This is a genomic window from Aeromonas sp. Y289-2 (genome assembly GCF_027705925.1).
Classification (GTDB): domain Bacteria; phylum Pseudomonadota; class Gammaproteobacteria; order Enterobacterales; family Aeromonadaceae; genus Aeromonas; species Aeromonas veronii.
The window spans coordinates 304,877-321,247 of record NZ_JAPDCH010000004.1; the positions used below are offsets into that span (position 1 = coordinate 304,877).

General features: G+C 57.4%; 15 protein-coding genes. 9 read left to right on the plus strand and 6 right to left on the minus strand.

Annotated features, from left to right (window positions below; genetic code table 11):
* Window positions 1-79: 79 nt before the first annotated feature.
* The 8 genes from OKC43_RS09325 (at window position 80) to OKC43_RS09360 (ending at window position 9,480) form a co-directional block, all read left to right on the plus strand.
* Window positions 80-1,618 carry an arylsulfatase gene (locus tag OKC43_RS09325; protein WP_224970042.1) on the plus strand — a complete coding sequence of 513 codons (1,539 nt, stop codon included), beginning with the start codon at window positions 80-82 and terminating at the stop codon, window positions 1,616-1,618.
* Between the two features lie 144 nt (window positions 1,619-1,762).
* Window positions 1,763-2,740, plus strand: a complete 978-nt coding sequence (locus tag OKC43_RS09330) for an AAA family ATPase (protein WP_236272534.1) — start codon at window positions 1,763-1,765, stop codon at window positions 2,738-2,740.
* 8 nt (window positions 2,741-2,748) lie between these two features.
* Window positions 2,749-3,732, plus strand: a complete 984-nt coding sequence (locus tag OKC43_RS09335; protein WP_236272535.1) for a DUF58 domain-containing protein — start codon at window positions 2,749-2,751, stop codon at window positions 3,730-3,732.
* Complete coding sequence (locus tag OKC43_RS09340; RefSeq protein WP_270804008.1) at window positions 3,683-4,252, plus strand: DUF4381 family protein; 570 nt, start codon at window positions 3,683-3,685, stop codon at window positions 4,250-4,252. Before OKC43_RS09335 ends, OKC43_RS09340 begins: the two co-directional genes overlap by 50 nt.
* A complete protein-coding gene (locus tag OKC43_RS09345; RefSeq protein WP_236272536.1) occupies window positions 4,245-5,288 on the plus strand; it encodes a vWA domain-containing protein in 1,044 nt (347 codons plus the stop codon). The genes OKC43_RS09340 and OKC43_RS09345 overlap by 8 nt, the downstream gene beginning before the upstream one ends.
* Window positions 5,285-7,015 (plus strand): VWA domain-containing protein, encoded by a 1,731-nt coding sequence (locus tag OKC43_RS09350; RefSeq protein WP_236272537.1) that lies wholly within the window; start codon window positions 5,285-5,287, stop codon window positions 7,013-7,015. The genes OKC43_RS09345 and OKC43_RS09350 overlap by 4 nt, the downstream gene beginning before the upstream one ends.
* Window positions 7,016-7,040: 25 nt before the next feature.
* The gene (locus OKC43_RS09355; RefSeq protein ID WP_270658609.1) at window positions 7,041-8,378 is read left to right on the plus strand and encodes a BatD family protein; all 1,338 of its coding nucleotides are present in this window, start codon (window positions 7,041-7,043) and stop codon (window positions 8,376-8,378) included.
* 166 nt (window positions 8,379-8,544) lie between these two features.
* Complete coding sequence (locus tag OKC43_RS09360; RefSeq protein ID WP_120414213.1) at window positions 8,545-9,480, plus strand: LysR family transcriptional regulator; 936 nt, start codon at window positions 8,545-8,547, stop codon at window positions 9,478-9,480.
* Here the strand turns inward: OKC43_RS09360 and OKC43_RS09365 are convergent.
* From OKC43_RS09365 to OKC43_RS09380, 4 genes are all read right to left on the minus strand, one after another.
* A complete protein-coding gene (locus tag OKC43_RS09365; protein ID WP_236272539.1) occupies window positions 9,477-10,277 on the minus strand; it encodes a formylglycine-generating enzyme family protein in 801 nt (266 codons plus the stop codon). The two genes, OKC43_RS09360 and OKC43_RS09365, sit on opposite strands and share 4 nt — an antisense overlap.
* 34 nt (window positions 10,278-10,311) lie before the next feature.
* The gene (locus OKC43_RS09370; RefSeq protein ID WP_236272540.1) at window positions 10,312-11,427 is read right to left on the minus strand and encodes a tetratricopeptide repeat protein; all 1,116 of its coding nucleotides are present in this window, start codon (window positions 11,425-11,427) and stop codon (window positions 10,312-10,314) included.
* Window positions 11,428-11,430: 3 nt separating this feature from the next.
* Window positions 11,431-12,744: an anaerobic sulfatase maturase gene (locus OKC43_RS09375; protein ID WP_236272541.1), complete on the minus strand. Its 1,314-nt coding sequence runs from the start codon at window positions 12,742-12,744 to the stop codon at window positions 11,431-11,433.
* 689 nt (window positions 12,745-13,433) lie between these two features.
* Window positions 13,434-13,841, minus strand: coding sequence for an ADP-ribosylglycohydrolase (locus OKC43_RS09380; RefSeq protein WP_236272542.1), 408 nt, complete (start codon window positions 13,839-13,841; stop codon window positions 13,434-13,436).
* Window positions 13,842-14,664: 823 nt separating this feature from the next.
* Here OKC43_RS09380 and OKC43_RS09385 point away from each other — a divergent pair.
* Complete coding sequence (locus tag OKC43_RS09385) at window positions 14,665-15,513, plus strand: GGDEF domain-containing protein (RefSeq protein ID WP_236272543.1); 849 nt, start codon at window positions 14,665-14,667, stop codon at window positions 15,511-15,513.
* Between the two features lie 40 nt (window positions 15,514-15,553).
* Here the strand turns inward: OKC43_RS09385 and OKC43_RS09390 are convergent, their stop codons facing one another.
* Complete coding sequence (locus OKC43_RS09390) at window positions 15,554-16,003, minus strand: TIGR02642 family protein (protein ID WP_265344155.1); 450 nt, start codon at window positions 16,001-16,003, stop codon at window positions 15,554-15,556.
* 54 nt (window positions 16,004-16,057) lie between these two features.
* Window positions 16,058-16,246: a hypothetical protein gene (locus OKC43_RS09395; RefSeq protein WP_236272544.1), complete on the minus strand. Its 189-nt coding sequence runs from the start codon at window positions 16,244-16,246 to the stop codon at window positions 16,058-16,060.
* Window positions 16,247-16,371: the final 125 nt, after the last annotated feature.

The window sequence follows — 16,371 nt, forward strand, 5'->3', positions numbered from 1 at the left end:
TCATCGCCCATTTTGTGTACCAATTCACATCAGATTAGGAGTGGAGCCAATAATGGCCATTCAAATAAACAAAATAGCCATGAGCCTTGCCTTAATGGCCACCGCTGGTAGTGCCACAGCAGCCGCCAAGCCCAATATTCTTGCCATCATGGGCGATGACATCGGCTACTGGAACATCAGTGCCTACAACCAGGGGATGATGGGCTACCAGACCCCGAACCTGGACAGGATCGCCAATGAAGGGGCCCTCTTTACCGATCACTACGGTCAGCAATCCTGCACCGCCGGCCGTGCCGCATTCATTACCGGTGAAGAGCCATTCCGTACCGGTCTGCTGACCATCGGCATGCCCGGATCCACCCACGGCATTCCGGATTGGGCACCCACCATCGGTGATCTGCTCAAAGAGCAAGGTTACATGACGGCTCAGTTCGGCAAGAACCATTTGGGCGATCAGAACCAGCACCTGCCGACCAAGCACGGCTTCGACGAGTTCTTCGGAAACCTCTATCACCTGAATGCAGAAGAAGAACCGGAAACCTACTACTACCCGAAAGATCCGGAGTTCAAGAAGAAGTTCGGCCCACGCGGCGTCATCAAATCTTCTGCCGACGGCAAGATTGAAGATACCGGCCCCATGACCCGCAAGCGCATGGAACATGCTGACGAAGAGTTCCTCGAGTCTTCGCTGGCGTTCATGGAGAAAGCAGTCAAGGCCAAGAAGCCCTTCTTCATCTGGCACAACGCCACCCGCATGCACGTCTGGACCCGTCTGCAAGAGAAGTATCAGGGTAAATCCGGTGTCAGCATCTATGCCGATGGCATGCTGGAGCACGATGATCAGGTGGGGATCCTGCTCGACAAACTGGACGAGCTGGGGGTCGCCGACAACACCATCGTGATCTACACCACTGACAACGGCGCCGAGACCGTCAGCTGGCCGGATGGCGGCACCACCCCATTCTACGGCGAAAAAGGCACCACATGGGAAGGCGGGATGCGGGTTCCGCAACTGGTTCGCTGGCCGGGCGTGATCAAGCCAGGCACCAAGGTCAACGCCATGATGGCCCATCAGGACTGGATGCCGACCCTGTTGGCCGCTGCCGGTGTACCGGATGTGAAAGAGAAGCTGGCCAAGGGCTACAAGGCCAACGGCAAACAGTGGCGGGTGAAACTGGACGGTTACAACTTCATGCCGTACCTCGCCGGAAAAGCCGACACCTCCCCACGCAACTCCATGCTCTACTTCTCCTCAAACGGCGAACTCAACGCCGTGCGCTGGAATGACTTCAAGCTTAACTTTGCCACCATGGAGGGCAACATCACCGACGCGGCGCGTGTGACTCCGAACTGGCCGCAGATCATCAACCTGCGCGCTGATCCGTTCGAGAAGGCACCGCATGAGTCAGGCATGTATCTGCGCTGGATGGCAGACAACATGTGGCTATTCGTACCTGCACAGGGGATCCTGAAAGAGTTCTTCGACACTCTGCCCAACTACCCGATGCAGCAGAGCTTCCAGATGAACCCTGCCAGCATTAGCTCCCAGAGCCTGATGCTCAAGGGCAAACTGGCAGAGCTGGAAGCACTCAAGCAAAAAGTCGCCACCATCAAGTAAGGCGGTGACTCCAACGCCCATCACTCTCTGGTGGGCGTTTTCAATTTCCAGCCGGCTCGCCCCGTGCCGGCTGGAAATTGAAAAGCCGTTGGCCCCCTCCTAGCCCTATCTCTGTCTCGTTAAATGTACCCTGTGGAAAACCCTATGAACCCCTTGCAACAACAGATCTCTCAACTCATCGAACAGGTTGGTCTCAGTGTGGTCGGCCAGTCCCATGTGATCCGCGCCCTGGTCATCGGCCTGCTGACCAATAGCCACGTGCTCCTTGAAGGTTTGCCCGGCACCGCCAAGACCCGCTCGGTCAAGGCACTGGCAGAAGCCCTCAATACCAGCTTCGGCCGCATTCAGTTCACCCCCGATCTGCTCCCCTCCGATGTGACCGGCACCGAGATGTATCAGGAGCGTGACGGAGCCCACCAGTTGCGTTTCCAGCCAGGCCCCATCTTCAACAACATCGTACTGGCCGATGAAGTGAACCGCGCCCCCGCCAAGGTACAAGCGGCGCTGCTGGAGGCGATGGCAGAAGGCACCGTCACCGTCGGTGACAAGAGCCATCGCCTGCCCGAGCTCTTTATGGTGTTGGCCACCCAGAACCCCATCGAGCAGGAGGGTACCTACCCGCTGCCAGAAGCCCAGATGGACCGTTTTGCCCTCAAAGTCTCGGTCACCTACCCCGATGATGAGGCAGAGCTTGCCATCATTCGGCTGGTGCGGGCCGAAGAGCGCGGAACCCGCCAGCAGAACGAGGGGTTCGCTCCCCTCTCCCCTGAACTCATCTTGCAGGCCAGATCAGAGCTCTCGGCCATGACGGTCTCACCGCTGGTGGAGCACTACATCATTGCGCTGGTCATGGCGACCCGACACCCCGATCGCTACCCGGCCACCGGGCTGCCACAGTGGATTGCGGTCGGCGCCAGCCCCCGCGCATCTATTGCTCTGGACAAGTGCGCCCGCGCCTATGCCTGGCTGCAAGGGCGCAACCACGTGCTGCCCGACGATGTGCGCGCCATGGTGCCCAGCGTGCTTGGTCACCGCTTTACCCTCAGCTATGACGCGCAGGCAGATGGGGTGGATCACCAGCAGGTGGTGATGACTCTGCTCGATCACGTCGTCATCGGGTAAGCGATACCATGACACCTCGCTCCTTATCCCATGACAGGCTGACACAGGGCGGGCAACCGCCCAGTGGTGACCCCCGCATCCACTGCGACTACCTGACACTGGTCCGGCTTCAGGGGCTGGTCGGCCAGTTTTCACTGCTGCCCCGACTAAACAGCGGCAACCTGCTGTGCGGCCGTCACCCGTCACGCTTTCGCGGCCGTGGACTCAACTTTGAAGAGCTGCGCCACTATCAGCAAGGGGATGATATTCGTACCCTGGACTGGAAAGTGACCCTGCGCACCGGCCGCCCCCATGTGCGCAGTTATAGCGAAGAGAAAGATCGTCACGTGATCCTCTGCGTTGATCAGCGCAGTTGCATGTTCTTCTCCTCGATGGAGGTGATGAAGTCGGTGGTGGCCGCCGAAGTCGCTGCCCTGCTCGGCTGGCAAGTTCTCAAAGAGAGCGATCGGATCGGGCTCGCCATTTTGCACTGCGATGGCGTGGCGTGGCTGCGCGGCCAGCGCTCCCGTGGCCACTGGTTGGCAGGGCTGCGCCAGCTCTGTGCCGCCAATCATGCTCTCTCGGCCACCAGCCGCGACAGCGAGGCGACCGGTCTGGCCCCCCTGCTGGCGATGCTGGGCCGCCTCAAGTTGAAAAATACCACCCTGATCTTTCTCAGCGACTGGGCCGGAGTAACCGAGGCCGACCTGACCCGCCTCGGTTACTTGCAGCAGCACAACGATGTGCTGGCACTGCACATCGCCGATCCCCTCGAGTCGACCCTGTCGACCACAGCCGCAGACGCCAGCTGGGTGGTCGGCGATGGCCAGTACCAGCTCAATATTGCTCCCCACCAGATCCCTGTGCTGGATCAGGGGCTAGCCCGCCAGCAGCAGCTGAAAAAAGATCAACTACTGCGACTGATGGCCCTCAAGGGATTGCCGCTTATCACCCTCGACACCGGTGGCCACCACCTCGCCCGCCTCATTACCGCATTGGGAGGAGATCACTGATGAACCACAAGCTGCCCGGCACCTATATGCTGCGCGAATTGCAGGACGTGACCGTCCCCCCCCCATCAGCTGGCAACCGCAAACCGCAGGCTGGCTGCTGCTGGCGCTGAGCCTGGGGGCGCTGGCGCTGCTCTGGCTCTATCACCGGGCACAGCGCTGGTGGCAACAGCGTTACCGCCGTGAAGCGCAGGCGGCCCTGCGCACGATCAACTGGTCTGATGCCGGGGCCAATCTGGCGCTGTTTCACCTGATCAAGCAGGTGTTGACCCACCTAGATCCCCGGCACGGCAAGCTGTTTGGCATGGCATTGCTGCAGACCCTCGACAATGCCATGGCTGATAGGCAGCCCCGTTTCGCGACCGAACTGGGGGAGCGCTGGCTGGTATCGCTGGTCTGTGATCAGGTGGTGTTAAGCGTCAGTGACCAGCTCTGCCTCGTTTCCCTCTGCAACGACTGGCTTGCCCACCACCAGACTCCAATACAAACAGCCTCGTTGGCGACGGAGGCCCATCATGCTTGATGCCGGTCTCGAGTTTGCCCACCCCCACTGTTTCTGGCTGCTGCCCCTGCCGTTGCTGGTGTTTCGCCTTATTCCGGCCTATCGCACCCGGCAGAGTGCCATCAAGGTGCCCTTCTTCGATCTGCTGATCGATCTGCTGGATGAGCCGCCGCGTGAGGGGGCAACCGAGCTGACTGCCAGCTGGTGGCAGCGGATCGCCCTGATCACCGTTTGGCTGTTAGCGGTGCTGGCGCTGGCCAAGCCCACCATCTATGGCCCGCCTCAGGTGCGCGAGCGGTTCGGGCGGGATGTGATGATAGTGCTGGATCTCTCCGGCTCCATGGCCGAGACCGACTTCTCCCCCGACCCCGGCAAGTCCCTCAGTCGGCTCGACGCCGCCAAAGAGGTGCTTAAACAATTTGCTGCAACGCGCAAAGGAGATCGACTCGGGCTCATCCTGTTTGGGGATGCCGCCTTTCTTCAGGCGCCGTTTACCGCCGATCTCGAGACCTGGCAAACCCTGCTGCAGGAGACCGATGTCGCCATGGCTGGCCAGAGCACCCATCTGGGGGATGCCATCGGTCTGGCAATCAAAGTGTTCAACAACAATGATCGCCACGGGCAACAAGACCAGAACAGCGCCAAGCGGGAGAAAGTCGCCATCATCCTTACCGATGGCAACGACACCGGCAGTTTTGTCAGCCCGCGGGATGCGGCCCGGGTAGCCGCGGTCAACGGCGTGCGGCTGCATACTATCGCCATGGGGGATCCGGCCACCGTCGGCGAACAGGCACTCGATCTCGATACCCTGCAACAGTTGGCGACCCTGACCGGCGGCCAGTTGTTTCAGGCTTTTGATGAGGCGCAGCTGACGCGCGCCTATCAGGTGATCGGTGAGCTGGAGCCACAACGCTACGAAAGCACCCGCTTTCAGACTCGCGAAAGCCTGCAACATTACCTCATCGCCGTCAGCGTCGGCCTCTATCTCACTCTCTTTTCCCTGTTGACCCTCAGGCGCTACCGCCTGCGCACTGCTCTCTCAGGAGACACGCCATGATGGATCCTCTCTACTGGCAACAGCTCTGGCTGAATGCACACTTTCTGCGCCCCTGGTGGCTGCTGGCCTTGCTCCCCCTTGTCGCCATCCTGCTGCTGCGCTGGCGCATGAATGAAGCAAACAGCTGGCAACAGCGGCTGCCGCCACATCTGCGTGAGGCGTTGACGCTAGGGGACACCGGCTGGAAAAAGAACCTGCCCCTCAAGGTGCTGGGGCTGCTGATGGGGCTCGCCATCCTGATCTGCGCAGGGCCGACCTGGAGCCGTGAACCCTCCCCCTTTGGCGAAGATCAGGGCGCCCTGCTGATCCTGCTCGATAACAGCGACTCCATGCTGGAAACGGATATCGCCCCCAACCGGTTGACGCGGGCCAAGCAGAAGATCAGCGATCTGCTGGCGACCCGCGATGGCGGGCGCAACGGGCTGGTGGTCTTTGCCGGCTCGGCCCACACCGCCATACCGCTGACTCGTGACAGTGCCGTCTATGACCCTATCCTCGCCGCCATCCATCCCGAGATCATGCCTAAAGCGGGCAAGCGCACCGAACAGGTGATCCCGCTGCTCACCGAGCTTCTGGCCGATGAGACAGGCAGCACCGTTTTGCTGGTGAGTGATGGCATCAGCCCCGCCGCCATCGCCCCCTTGGCTGACTATTTCCGTGGTCAATCCCGTCAGCTGCTGATCCTGGCCGCTGGCGACCCGGCCCTGAGTGGCAAACGCCCGCTGGAGCTTGCCTCACTACGGCGACTGGCCAGTGACAGCAATGGCACCCTGCTCACCATGACGGTGGATAATGGCGACGTAGAGCGCGTCAACCGGGGGATTGAACGCAACTTTTTGATCCACAACGACTCCCTGATGCCCTGGCAGGACATGGGTTACTACCTGCTCTTTCCGGTCGTCGCCCTGCTGCTGCTCTGGTTTCGCAAAGGCTGGCTGGTGCAGTGGGGTCTGGTGGCAGCCATCGGTCTCTCCCTGCTACAGACGACGCCTGCGCAGGCCACCACCTTCTCGCTGGCGCCCGCAGAGCCGACAGAGCCTGCGATCAATCACTGGGCAAAGGAGCTGAAGCAGCAGTGGTTCAACCTCTGGCTCACCCCGGATCAGCAGGGGCAGTGGTACTTCCAGCAGGGGGACTATCTGGAGGCGGCTAAACACTATGAAGATCCCTTCTACAAGGGGGTGGCCTACTACTATGGCGCCGAGTTTGCGCTGGCCCAGTCAGCATTCCTGCAAGCCGACTCCGAACAGGCTCTGCTCTATGCCGGCAATGCCCTCGCCAGACAACGTGAGTATCTGGCCGCCCGCCGGCTGTTCCGGAAACTGGCTGACGAAGCCAGCGACCCGAGCGTGCGTCAATCAGCCGCCCACAACTATCAGGTGATGAGCGGGATTGTTGACGAGATCAACCGCGCCAGTCAGAGCCAGACCGGCACGCCGGATGGACCTGATCACTCCAGTGAACTGCCCGATGATGAGCCACGCAGTGCCGACGGGGCGGAAGAGACAGTGGCTTCATCCCTGATGGCGCGCGAAACCCTGACCGCAGATCAGATCCTGGCCAATCCGTCGCAGGCCGAAAAGTGGCTGCGCCGGGTGGAGTCTGATCCCGGTGACTTCCTGCAAGCCAAATTCCGCCTCCAGCTACAAGCGCAGCAAAAGGGCGCAACCGCCCGTCCTCGTTCTGCCACCCACAAGGAGCCTACCCATGTGCAACCGGCACAATAAACTCAGCCACTGGCTGTGCAGATATATGGTGACCGCTACCCTGCTCGGGGCCGTGCTGCTCACGGTCAAGGCACAGGCTGCCGAGGCCGCTGATGCGACTGACGCCACTCAGGTGACACTCAAGAGCTGGCTGAAAGATCAGGGGGAGGAGAAGCGCCCCTATGCCGTCAACCAACAGATCACCCTCTATCTGGAGCTGGCCACCAACCGCTGGTTTACCGCGGGTACCCGCATCGGCCAGTTCGAGCTGCCGGGGGTTATGGTCAAGCAGCGCAGCGAGCTGGCGACCAACTTCACCCAGCGCCGCAATGGCGAAACCTGGTCGCACCAGCGCTGGGAGCTGACGCTCTATCCCCAGCAATCCGGCCAGTTCGAGATCCCCGCCATCGCGGTGCGGACCACCGTGGCGCGCCCTGAAGGGGGCTCCCGGCAGATCACCCTCACCACCCCCCCTCAGCGTTTTGCCGCCGCTCTGCCCGACCCAGCCCTAACGGTCGGCGGGCGTTGGCTGAGCGCCAGCAATCTCACCCTGAGCCAGCGTTGGCAGCGCTCTGCGGATGACCATGCTGACGGTGGGCTACGGGTGGGGGATGCTATCACCCGCACCGTGACCGCCAGCGGGCAGGATACCCTCTCGGTGCTGATCCCGCTGCTGATCACTCCGCTTGCAAGCGATGGGCGGGTACAGGCCTATCCGGCGCAAGCCCGACTGAACGATGCCCAGGAGCGGGGGGAGTACCTCTCGACACGGGAAGATCAGACTACCTATATGGTGCAGCGCGGTGGTGAGTTGACCCTGCCCGCGCTGGAGCTTGCCTGGTGGAACAGCCAGACTGGCCAGCTGCAGACCCTGACACTCCCTGGGCAGACCCTGCAAGTGCGCCACACTCCCGCCTCCTGGCTGGCGGCCTACTGGCATCGGTTGCTTGGAGTAGCCGGTGGTGTAGCCCTGCTGGTGCTGGCGCTCCAGGCTATAGCCCGTTACTACCGTCACCACCCTCGCCCGCTCGGCTGGCAATATGGGGCCGCCATCTGGTGCAGGCAGTGGGGGACCGTGCGGGTACTGGCCTATCGCTATCTGCGGGCCAAGAGGGGTTGGCTGGAACTTAGCCGTGTTAGTTCCGATCCGGCTTGGCAGCAACAACAGGCTGTATTCCAGCAAGATCCCCTTGATCGGGCTGATGCGCTCAGGATGGGCTGGCGCCTGCTGGTGCGCCTGCAAAGGCGACGGGGCGCCAGTCTTGGCAACATCCGTTCACGGTTGGGCCACATCATCGGCTGGCAAGCGGCCCTGCCGGAATTGCCCCCCCTGACTGGCAAACCGACCTCAGCGGATCAGTCATCCAGCAACGCAAACAGATAAATAAAGCGCGCCACGCAGCAACCAGCCCTGCACTGGTTGTCCCACTTTGCCCACTTCATTACACTGCCAAAGTGGGATACTGGCTGGTGTGGCAGGTTCTCCCCTCCGGCTACCCGGCAGTGCCAAGGCAGTGTGATTTTTCCACGAGCATGTAACGAGGCCTCTCTTGTTAGACATCAGAAGTACCGAGCTGAACCTGATCCCGATCTTTGTCGCCATCTATGAAGAGCGCAGCCTATCCCGGGCGGCGACACGCATGGAAATCAGCCAACCCGCCGTCAGCAAGGCCCTCAAGCGACTGCGGGAGATCTACGGTGATCCTCTGTTTAATCGCAAGGTCGTGGGGATGGAGCCCACCTCGTTTGCCATCGACATCTATCCGGCGATGGCGGCCGCGCTGAAAAACTTCAGCTCGACCCTCTCGACCTCGCGCACCTTCAATCCACGCACTTCCCAGCGAGTCTTTTCCATCGCCTGTGTCAGACTGGTCAGCGCCCAACTGGTCCCGGCGCTGCTGTGCAAGATCCGGGCACACGCCCCAGGTATTTCGCTCGAGGTACATCCCCTCTTTACCGAGGATATGGAGAGTGACCTGCGGATGCAGCGTTATGATCTCATCATCGACATGACCCAGAGCGGGCGCAGCATGCTCAAGAGCGAGGTGCTCTATGGCGAGCAAGTGAAGGTGGTGTGTGCCAGCAACCACCCGCGATTGGGCAGCAACTTGACGGTGGAGGCCTATTTTACCGAGGAGCATGTGGCGTTGGCCCAGTGGCAGGTCAGAGGCAGCATGATCACCGCCGAGCACCTGCCGCAAATGGCCAACCGCAATATCGTGGTACGGGTGCCGACCGCCATGGAGATGCTGCCCATCATTGCATGCAGCGAGATCATCGGGGTTTTGCCCACCTCCATCATAAATACCTTTGCCGGCATGTATGATGTGCGGGTACTCCCCTTCCCCTTCGAGGAATCAGTATTCAGCCTGTCGGCCATCTGGCATCCCAGCCGGACCACCGAGGCTGGCCACCGCTGGCTGCGCCAGCAGTTGTTCGAAGTGGTCAGCGAGCTGGGGCTGACCACCTCCATCGTTCAGTCCTAACGGGCATCTCGCACCAGTCGCAATCCCATGTCTGCCATCATCACCGACTGGCTGGCAAAATCACGCCGGAAATTTTCAGACAATTCAGCCTCATAGGCGTAGCTGCCGCCTCGCACCGACTTATGGGCGAGGTGGCTCTTGCTCTCCTGGGCATTGTTCGGATTCTCTTGAGGACTGTGGCGATAGAAGGTCTCTTCATAGGCATCAGCCACAAACTCCCCCACATTGCCGGTCATGTCGTATAGCCCCAGCTCGTTGGGCTTTTTCAGCCCCACCGGATAGGCGCGATTCTTGGCGTTGCCGCTGTACCAGGCCACTTCGTCAATCTGATCGGAGCCGCTGTAACGATAACCTTTACTCAGCTTGCCCCCCTTGGCTGCATACTCCCACTCAGCTTCGGTGGGCAGGCGGTAGTGAGCGCCGGTCAGCTCATTGAGCCTTGTCACAAACAGATTGGCCTGTTGCCAACTGAGGTTGTTGACCGGTACATCCGGCGCCTGGAAATAGCTGATGGAGGGGCCCATCACCGCCTCGAACAGATCCTGGGTCACCTCGAATTTTGCCATGTAGAAGCTGTTGAGCGAGACCGCATGCTGCGGCCCTTCGCTCGCTTTGGCGCTAGCGTCGTTGGAGCCCATCTCAAAACGGCCCCCTTCCACCAGCACCATGTCCGCTTCAATCTTCTGTCGCAGCGTATGGAGCGGCTGGTTGCCCTGTTTGACCGAGAGGGTGCAGCCGGCCACCAGCAGGGTGGTCGCCAGCAACGGAATTGCGAATTTGAACGGTATGATCGTCATAGCCTGACCTGTGCAGTAAGAGAAGTGGCAGCCATCACTGGCCAGCGGAAACCGGCGGCGTGCTCGTCTTGCTCGCGCGCTGGCTATTGAGCTCGGCCAGCACCTCGGGGGGCGCTATCTTGCCAAGTTCACTCATGCAGGCGTAGCTCTTGGGGTGATCGTGGCGAAGGTAGATATCGCACACCGCATAGAGCTGCTCCGGCGCGCCGGAGATCCGGTAGGCAAGCTCGAACGAGCCGATGGCTTTCTCGAGATCCAGCGGCTCTTGCAGCACCCCGTTGAGATACCAGAAGTAGCTGTTATTGCCAGCGAGCTCCGCTGCCTGTGCCATGGTGACTGCCGCTTCGCTCTTCTGATCGAGGCGCACCTGGGTCAGCGCCTTGGCGTAATGGAGGTTGGCATTCTGCGGCAACGCAAGAATCCCCTTGTTGAGCAAGGCCAGCGCCTCGGCATCACGTTGCTGGGCCCGCAAGTTGTCAGAGAGGCCAAGCCAGAGCTGGGGATTATCGGGCTGATTGGCAAGCAGTTGTTCGTAGCTTGCCTGCGCCTTGTCCCACTGCCGGGTCCAGCGATAGAGATCTGCCTGCAACAGCTGCTGCGCAGGGTCCTGCTGCCGGGCGAGATACTCGCTCACCTCCGCTAGCGGCTGGCCAATGGCGCTCAGTTGCCCCTCATTCATGGCGCCATAATCGCGAGCCAGATTGAGGGTAGCGGCGCGGCGAACCTCGGCACTGCTGTCAGCCAGCAGCGGTGAGAGCAGTCGCCAGCGGTGCGCAAACTGATAGGGATCGGCGGCAATCACCGCCGCTTCGCGCACCAATGCATGCTCATCACGCAGGCCTCTGGCCACCGCCACCAGACTGTTCTGGTTCGGATAAGCCGCCAGCTGGCGCAGGGCATCGGCCCGCTCCACCACTGGCAGGGAGATATCCTGCGCACTGTAGGCCCACTGCTGGATCTGGGCGGCTGAGGGCGCAGTGACTGCCACGGATGCGGTGGGTGCCCCATTCGCTGATGTGGTGACCGGCGGCTCAGGGCTGGCTACCGCCAGCGCTGCGCCAGACAGGGTCATGCCAAGGGCCAGCCACAAGGCGCCCATGGTGCCGGAGCGGGTGTGACGGAACTCGCAGCGACTCAACATGCTCTGCATCGCTTATTTCCTCTGACCATGTGTCATGACGCCGTTATTCATCCCCGCATCACGATACTTGCCATGGGCCACAGGGTAACCGGCACGGCGCAGGATATAGGCCATCGACTGATCGATATGGCTGAAAAACTTGTACCAACCGGCACAGAGGTAATTCAGACCTGCTTCCCCTTCGTGGGTGCGAATAAAGCGATTCTTCGGGCACTCCCCATAGCAGGCAAACTGGTAGTCACACTGCTGGCATTGGCGGGTCAGGCTGCGCGATTTGGCAAAGCCGAAGGCTTGCTGGGCGGGCGAATACGCCAGTTCACTGAGCGGCTGATGGTGGATATTGCCGATCTTGTACTTGGGATAGACATAGTGGTCACAGGCAAACACATCGCCGTTGGGCTCCATCGCCAGCCCCTTGCCGCAGATCTCCCCCAAGGTACAGAGGGGGTTCTTGCGTCCCATCCAGGTCTCGACACTCGCCTCAAAATATTGCACGAAGACCCGTCCCAGATCCCGCTGCACCCACTCATCGAAAATGGTGATGAGAAAATCCCCCCACCCCTCGGCCGAGACGCACCAGGACTCGACCACCGAATTTTTGTGCCAGGGATTGAGGCGCTTGTCCCCCTGTTTGAGTTGCTCCTGCGGTTGCCAGGTCTGGGGCGCGGTGGTGCGAAAACTCTTCTGCTCGACGATGGGGATAAACTGCATCTGGGGCGACTTCACCTCATCACGCAGGAAGCGATAAACCTCCAGCGCATTCTTGCTGGTGAGGTTGTTGACGCAAGTCAGGGTGGCAAACTTCACCTTGTATTTATGCAGCAACGCCACCGCCGCCATCACCTGATTGAAGGTACCGCGCCCGGCTCGGTTGACCCGATAGGCGTTGTGCAGCAACTCGGGGCCATCGATGCTCAGACCGATGAGAAAGTTGTTGGCGGCCAGAAATTCACACCACTCATCGTTGAGCAGGATGCCGTTGGTCTGCAGGTCGTTGGCAATCACCACCCCTTGCGGCTGGTATTTGCGCTGCAACTCGACCACTTTGCGAAAATAGTCGAGCCCGAGCAACGTCGGCTCGCCCCCCTGCCAGGAGAAGATGATCTCGGGGGTGTTCTGCCCCTCGATATATTGGCGGATATAGGTCTCAAGGGTCTGCTCGTCCATCTGGGGCGAACACCCCTTCTTGTATTCCAGCAGATCCTGCTTGCTGAGGTAGTAGCAGTAGGTACAGTCGATGTTACACACGGCCCCGATAGGTTTGGCCATCACATGCATCCGCTTGGATGCCTTGCCGTTGAACTGTGGACCCAGAGTAATCACCATAACTGCACCACCTGCAAAATTGCTGTTTTGAGGCCTGCAGTCTAAAGGCTCCCGCTGTCACACGCTGGTTATACCCCTTATAACCAGCGGATATGGGACCAGGCTAACATTCTGATGTCATAAAAAATCATCGCATCCTACGAGATAAATTGGTCGTATAGTCCCGGTGAGCCAGACAGAAGTGCACAAGATGTCGGGAGCTACCGCCCAATAAACCGCCACCTGCACGGCTCGCCCTTCGTTCTGCCTGCGCTATGGTTTACCATGCACACAATTGTGGTGCCTGGCACCGCCCACCCAGGCGCTAGCCGCCGTCATCGGATACCTCATCTCGAGCAACATGAGCAAAACAGCACAACCAGGCAATGGGCCTACCTTCTATTTCCACGTTTTTCAATATGTATTTTTTAATGGCTTGATTTATAAGGATTTATTGTTATAACTCTGATGAGAGTGGTACACAATTGGGACGTGGTGAAATTTGAGGGGCATTGCTATAGATAGTAACACTCTTCGACTGAGCAACTTAAACCGACAGGATTTCATCCATTTTTACCGTAAAAGAGCCAAGCCAGACCCGTCCAGCTGTTTCATTTTTGAAACACCACATGCAGAAGTTCGTGGACATAAACTGCATAAGTTCATTTTACTTTTATATTTTAATCACTTACTGAGGCATTCAAACAATCTCACTCGAGCTTGAAAGGCTCACCCATGTAGAAAGCCCCCACCAACAGACCATAAACAAGCCGCACTCGCTCATCCCGCCCCAGCAGTAAGCCGAGCAATACCTCGCCGCTGGCCGAATCGTCCCCATGCCAGAAGCACCAGAGAGCGGCTTCTACCACATCCAGCCAGCTGGCATGGCCCAGCTGATTGCGAGACTTGCGCCGCCAGCTACCACGCACCACCGAACCAGTATTCGGGGATCTGGCCACCAGCGCCCGCTGCTTCATCACGCTTGGTGTGAGTGCATCCAGCTTGGCCTGACGACTACCACGCCCTCCCCGAAGCAATATGTCGAGCAGTAATGCCAACAAGCGCAACGCATCCTGATCTTCAAAGCTGGCATCCTCTCCCCAGCAAATCGGAAGCACCCGCCATCAATTGCTCACAAGCGGATCTATCAGACGGTCTTAACACCCGGGGCAACCAGCAAGGCAACGGACTTGTCATTGCCGGTATTTCGGTCGCTATAATTCACCTTAACTCAAACACTCATAGAGCTAGCGTCCGGTTAGCTTCTCTCAACCCACTGTACAGATCTAGTTATCACCTGACACAACAACAAGCGGCACAATCTTGGTCCCCCTATAGTGACGCCACCTATCTCCCCCTCCCCTCCAGAAACGACAAAGCCCGCACCAGGCGAGCCAGAAATGAAAAAGACCAAGGTCACGGTGACTCTGGTCATCTTTAAGCAATACTAACGCTGGGACGGCGGGGTGAATTCAACCAGAAGCATTAATCACAACATGGTCATGTTTGCCGCTATCTTGCTCATCTATGCATTCAATGTATCTCTGCAACATATTTTTTAAAAAAAATTAAGGAACGGTCGTCATCAATGACAGTACCTCGCAAACATGGCTGAGCGCGAATAGCACGGAAACGTTACAACAACAGTAAGCTGTTTAAAAACAATGGACTATATGAATGATAATTTCCGTTCTTCTCTGATGTAGTCAACTTGGCGATAAGCTATGCTTGATATCAATCATATCAGCTGCGCTAGATCTCTGCCTTAGAACCGTGCATATTGCCCCACTTAATCTGCCGTCATAGGTAGCCTTAATTATCCCTGCTCATGTTGTTGTATGTGAAGGCTCCTCCTAAGGCACTAAACAGATTAGCGATGTGTGATTGTTGCAAACAACTACACTTGATGTTACGGGAATGGTTATTAATAACGGTATCTTCATGAGCAAAACAGCAATAAACTTTTCTGATGTTTTTATTAAATATTTTCCTGGTTTTCTATCAGTAAGGGACAGCAAACACCGAATTGTCTATATAAATGAACCATTTAGAGAATGGGTTGCAAGTCTCACAGATATGAACATTATCGGTTTAACGAATGATGATATCTGTGACTTAGTCGATGGCAATGTCGCAAATGTATTTGCCCAATGCCATGACTTGACTCTAACATATATGGATAACAATGAAGAATCCAACAAAATCATGTCGTTTAAATTTGACGATAACGTGCATTATTTTGATGTCACAAAATTTAAGAGTGTAGTGGAGGATGAGGTGTATATATTTACCTTAGCAACAGATATAACTGACTCATACAATGAAAAAATGTTGTACCAAAAACAAGCTAAAACGGACCCGCTGACTGGAATTTATAATCGAAGTATTCTAGAAGATCTACAATTAAAATCAGATAACCTACTGATTTATATGGACCTTGATAATTTCAAATACATCAACGATTCATTTGGTCACTTAGCAGGTGATAAAGTTTTGTGTGATGTAGCCAATATTTTGAAGCAAACCTTCCGGCATGATGACTACATTGTAAGAATGGGGGGTGATGAGTACCTTATCATCATCGACTGTACTGAAGATGTAGATGTGAAAGAGGCATTGCAAGAAATCGAAATACGATTCAAAACCAAATTCCAAAAGAATTATCCTCAGCTGTCATTTTCATTTGGCTATAACCGCTTTGAGTCCGACATAGATACGACCTTAGATATCATTGACAGGAAAATGTATAAAAACAAAGCAACCAAAAAAAGCAACGCCTACATGAGTTAAGCACAGTGACCACATGGGAGCTGACACGATAGGAAGAACCTCACTCCATGACCATTTCCCGAACCTGCCGCTCCATAGCCTTAGTGAGATCTGACGCTTGGTAGATCACCTCATCCACTATCCTCTCAGCAGATAGTTGTACTTCCCCTCCGAATCGACGGGAGACCAGAGCAATGTCAGGGGCCACACGCCCGGTACCATGACAATTAGGACACTCGCCACCGATTCGTAGCCGCCTGCCGGTTCCAGTGCAATGTGGACAACGCCAGGATATCAGCATCTCATCAACACAGCGACCATGCGCGGCATTTAGGATGGCATTACGCTTATCTAGCAGTCGCAGATATTCATGATCCTTACCGTGACGGTGAGCCCGCTTGGCCTTCTCCATTACCACTGCAGCACGGCGGCGCTCTTTGTCATAGTAGGGATGAGACAGAATTAGCCTCTCCAATTGCTCTGGCAGTGAACGTCGTAGCAGGATAGCCAATGCGCCCTACCTCCGCATTACACAGGCCATCATTGAAGTGAGCCTGCAGCGCCTCTATAGCTTGTTGTCGACCAGGTGATCAGCCATCAGATACTGCAACCCCTGGGGATTATCCTTGGAGGCTATCTGTAGCGCACCAATTAACTCGTCACGCCCAAGAGCGCTGAGGTTATGGGTGGTCGGTTCATGGAGATCTCCTTTTGGTGAAAACAGGCGCAGTGCCATTTCCAGTGTTTTGCTCATGGGGTGGTCCTCAAGTGATTGGTATTCCGGTCAAATGTTTTCAGCAACGGTAATCCCCCCATTTTTTGGAGCACTCAAAAGTAGAGGTCATGCGGCCTGTGCCAAGCGCTGTTTCGGCGTGTAGC

Coding starts and splice junctions, on each gene's coding strand:
- OKC43_RS09325 (WP_224970042.1), top strand. CDS start 80: ATGAGCCTTGCCTTAATGGCCACCGCTGGTAGTGCCACAGCAGCCGCC.
- OKC43_RS09330 (WP_236272534.1), top strand. CDS start 1,763: ATGAACCCCTTGCAACAACAGATCTCTCAACTCATCGAACAGGTTGGT.
- OKC43_RS09335 (WP_236272535.1), top strand. CDS start 2,749: ATGACACCTCGCTCCTTATCCCATGACAGGCTGACACAGGGCGGGCAA.
- OKC43_RS09345 (WP_236272536.1), top strand. CDS start 4,245: ATGCTTGATGCCGGTCTCGAGTTTGCCCACCCCCACTGTTTCTGGCTG.
- OKC43_RS09350 (WP_236272537.1), top strand. CDS start 5,285: ATGATGGATCCTCTCTACTGGCAACAGCTCTGGCTGAATGCACACTTT.
- OKC43_RS09355 (WP_270658609.1), top strand. CDS start 7,041: ATGGTGACCGCTACCCTGCTCGGGGCCGTGCTGCTCACGGTCAAGGCA.
- OKC43_RS09365 (WP_236272539.1), bottom strand. CDS start 10,277: ATGACGATCATACCGTTCAAATTCGCAATTCCGTTGCTGGCGACCACC.
- OKC43_RS09370 (WP_236272540.1), bottom strand. CDS start 11,427: ATGCAGAGCATGTTGAGTCGCTGCGAGTTCCGTCACACCCGCTCCGGC.
- OKC43_RS09375 (WP_236272541.1), bottom strand. CDS start 12,744: ATGGTGATTACTCTGGGTCCACAGTTCAACGGCAAGGCATCCAAGCGG.
- OKC43_RS09385 (WP_236272543.1), top strand. CDS start 14,665: ATGAGCAAAACAGCAATAAACTTTTCTGATGTTTTTATTAAATATTTT.
- OKC43_RS09395 (WP_236272544.1), bottom strand. CDS start 16,246: ATGAGCAAAACACTGGAAATGGCACTGCGCCTGTTTTCACCAAAAGGA.